At 59.1% G+C, this 3,514-nt stretch carries 3 protein-coding genes; all 3 read right to left on the bottom strand.

From position 1 onward, the window contains the following. Window positions 1-718: 718 nt before the first annotated feature. The 3 genes from IIC71_15035 to IIC71_15045 all read right to left on the bottom strand — a co-directional run bounded on the left by IIC71_15035 (window position 719) and on the right by IIC71_15045 (window position 3,492). Entirely contained in the window at window positions 719-1,492 is a 774-nt protein-coding gene (locus tag IIC71_15035; GenBank protein ID MCH7670495.1) for an ATP-binding protein, read from the bottom strand. After that, the gene (locus IIC71_15040; GenBank protein MCH7670496.1) at window positions 1,489-2,979 is read right to left on the bottom strand and encodes an IS21 family transposase; all 1,491 of its coding nucleotides are present in this window, start codon (window positions 2,977-2,979) and stop codon (window positions 1,489-1,491) included. Before IIC71_15040 ends, IIC71_15035 begins: the two co-directional genes overlap by 4 nt. A 165-nt stretch (window positions 2,980-3,144) precedes the next feature. Further along, window positions 3,145-3,492, bottom strand: a complete 348-nt coding sequence (locus IIC71_15045; GenBank protein ID MCH7670497.1) for a hypothetical protein — start codon at window positions 3,490-3,492, stop codon at window positions 3,145-3,147. Window positions 3,493-3,514: the final 22 nt, after the last annotated feature.

Genomic DNA, 3,514 nt, shown 5'->3' on the forward strand with positions numbered 1-3,514 from the left:
GAAGTACTACGAAGCAGGCCACATGATGTACGTACACCTCCCATCGCTAGAGGAACTCGGCAAAGACATGCGGTCCTTCATAACCAAAGCCACATGACCTGAGACACCTCGCACCTCTGATTACGGGTCGCAAGGTTTCGCGTTCGAACCCCCCGATCGTGCCGACGAGACCCCTTTGCTCGAGGGTATTCGTTGCGTCGGCGGGGTCGTGTAGGGTTCAGAAGCTGTTTGTGAGCGCGCCAGCGGTGGTCCTCGACGCAGGATGCCTACGACTCAAGCGACGTCGAGGAACCGACGAATGGCCTCGCGAATGATCTCAAGTACAAGCGACCCCACGGCCTCGCCAATAGGTAGTCCACGCTCTCTGATCTCAAACTAGTGTCGTCGAGTCCGCGGTCGCCTATCCCACCTACTGCTCGACGGGGATCATTAGGTCAGCAAGAAATGCGACAATCTCACTGGTCCTTCTGTAGTACTCCGACACCCGTGCATACGTAAGCCCCTCGGTCTCTAATGGTCGTTGCATCATGGTTGGCGTGGTGACAGCGATCTTGGAGGTGCTAAATGTCTGTGGACAGGGTGAGGGGTCAGAGTGTCAATGGCCATTGGTTTCTCCCCATAGGCGGCCATCGGGTTTCCCCGCGTACGGTCACGGTTTCTCCCCGCGTACGGTCACGGTTTCTCCCCGCGTACGGCCATGAGAGTTCCCCGCGTCGTTTCAGCTTGGTAGTGGTATCACTCCTTTGCCTTGGGTGGCGTCGGCGAGTCGTACTGATTCGCCTTCGGTGACAACAACGTGGGCGTGATGCATTAACCGGTCGACGAGTGCCGAAGCAATGTTGTGGTCGATGAGCTGATCGAATCCTGAGGGGTGAAGGTTCGAGGACACCGCTACGGAACGTTGTTCGTAGCAGATGTCAACAAGCCGGTAGAGACCCTCGGCTGCGTCAGCGGATATGGGGAGGAGCCCGATGTCGTCCACAATGACGAGGTCAGCTTTCAGGATCGGGGTGAACGCTTTCGCAATGGTGTCGTCGATGCGATGTCTGCGTATCAACACTCCGAGATCCTCAATGGAGTACCAGGCTACGATCAGTCCGGTTTCGATGGCGTGCTGGCCCAGGGCTTCACAGAAATGGCTTTTCCCTGTCCCTGACGGTCCACACACGACCAGGTTCTCACCCCTGGTGACCCACTCGAGGCTACGGAGCGCTCGTTGGGTAGGTTCGGGGATGACGCTGCGGGTCGGGTCCCAGACGTCGAACGTTTTCCCTGCGGGGAACTTCGCTTTCTTGCGGTGATGCTCGATCGTGGCCCGGTCACGGCCCTCAGCTTCAGCGATCAACAGGACCCGCAACGTCTCGGCGGGGTCCCAGCGTTGCGCTTTGGCGGTCAACAACACCTCAGGCATCTGCTCCCGAACATATTTGAGGCGTAGCCGGCGACACAGGGCAACAAGTTCCTCGAGGACCGGTGTAGCGATCGCCGTCATCGTCGCACCCCGTTCCCGTTGGTGCCGGGTTGGGACCATTGTTGGGTGCCGGGTTGGAGCGAGAAACCTACCGGTGCCAGTATCGGGCCACGGTGCCGATAGGTGAGGATCGATTCGAGGTCACCGTCACCGAAGCGGCCTACCTTTGCTGCAGCCGCTAACGCTTCGTCAACAGCAGCCGGGTCGTGTATCTCGGTGAGAGCTACCGCGTCACCCATCCTGGCTTCGATACCGCGTATCCCAAGGCCTGCGGCTTCAATGAGCCACACCTGGGCGCCTTGACCGATCTCGAGGAACGCAGCCTCGAATCGGCTGGTCGCTTTCGGGACCCGCACCGGGGTGTCACGTCGTGGCGGGTAGTGAGCATCAACAATGCTCGCCTCACCGGAACCGACAATGGCGTGGCGTGCGATCTCGGTAGCAGCATCATCAACCTGGGCGGTGATAATGATTTCGTCGCCCGAGACACGGACCCAGACCCGTGTCCCCATCCAGGTGTGGGGCACCGAGTAGCGTGCACCACGAAACGAGATCGTTGATGACCATGACACAGCCCTGGTTTCGCCGAACGCTGCGGTATAGGGCACCTCGGGAACCCGATGCAATAATTCCAATTCGGTGACGAGACGATCAACCGGTTTCTCCCTGGTGACCGTGTGGACCCTCGTGTTGAACCGCAGAGTCGCAGCCGCACATGCCTCCTCGAGCTGCTCAAACGTTTCATAGTCGTCCAACAGGTTTCCGGCGGTCGGCACCAGATCGGCTTTTGCGATCCTCACGGTGGCTTCAGAGCCGCCCTTGGACTCAGGATCGAACGGGACACATGTCGTGATCGTCACCCCGTAATAGTGTCCTGCCGCAACGATCTGGGGGTTCCTCACCGCAACACGCGCAATATGGGTATCCGTCACCGTCTTCTCGTTATCCGTCAACAGATACGTCGGGATCCCACCAATGATCCGGAAACACCGATCCAGAGCCGTGATCACCGACGGCATCTTCTTATCCCACATCGGCAGAATCACCCGGAACCGTGACCACGCCAACCATGCACAAAACAGATGCGTCCTGGCGTCACCGATCCTGGGTCCTTCGCCGTAGTCCCACTGCAGCCACAACCCCGGCTCGGGTATCCACGGCTTGTATCCCCGCCGATGCTCATGAACCCAGTTCTGTTTCAACGCAGCAACCACTCGACGGGTCGTGCGCTCAGACCCTTCATACCCCATTGCTTCAAGTTTGCGATGCACCACATCGGCACGCACCCTGCCCTGAGACGCCTCGATCCACTCGACGATCTTCTCCGAGAACGGATCCGACACCGACCCCCGTACGACCGCCTTAGCCGGATCCAGTCCCGCAGACCTGGCTGCGACATACCGCTTCACCGTGTGATGATCCACACCACACAACGCCGCAGCAGAACGCAGCGACTTCGTCAAATCATATGCTTCCAACACTTCCATAATCTTCTCCTCGACCAACATCGGTGCGGTTCCTCTCCAACTCGTCGACCGTTACCAGCCAACAATCACAGTCGAAGAAGAACACCAACACCAGAACCGTTCCAGAAACCCCCAACACCGTGGGGAAAACTCATGACCGTACGCGGGGAATTCTCACGGCCGTTCGCGGGGAGAACCCATGACCGCCTATGGGGAGTTTCTCATGGCCGCCGTCACCGAGGTGTCCTTGAGAGCGTCAGCGTGGTTCACTTGCTGACCCCACACTGCAAGGAGATGCTGCAACTCGCGTGGTGCCAACGTCACCCCAGCATTAACCAGGATTTTCTCTGAGCGTAAGAACTCGTCCGGGTACCGGTCACGGGCCACCGCCAGCTGACGCACCGCACCCGACGTCAGCTCCCCACTGAGCGCCCTGATACGAGCCGATGTCATTTTGGCCAACGAGCGGGCGGTTTTCACCAAACCTGACGCCTCACGACCAGACATGACCAAGAACCTGGTCAACCACCCCGTCGTTGACAACCGGTACCCCATGCGGGGAATGTCACGGCGTTCT

This window comes from Acidobacteriota bacterium (genome assembly GCA_022562055.1).
Taxonomy (GTDB): Bacteria; Actinomycetota; Acidimicrobiia; order Spongiisociales; family UBA5794; genus BMS3BBIN02.

Bases quoted from the DNA above. Each gene is read 5' to 3' on its own strand.
- IIC71_15035 (MCH7670495.1), bottom strand. From the start codon at position 1,492: ATGACGGCGATCGCTACACCGGTCCTCGAGGAACTTGTTGCCCTGTGT.
- IIC71_15040 (MCH7670496.1), bottom strand. From the start codon at position 2,979: ATGTTGGTCGAGGAGAAGATTATGGAAGTGTTGGAAGCATATGATTTG.
- IIC71_15045 (MCH7670497.1), bottom strand. From the start codon at position 3,492: ATGGGGTACCGGTTGTCAACGACGGGGTGGTTGACCAGGTTCTTGGTC.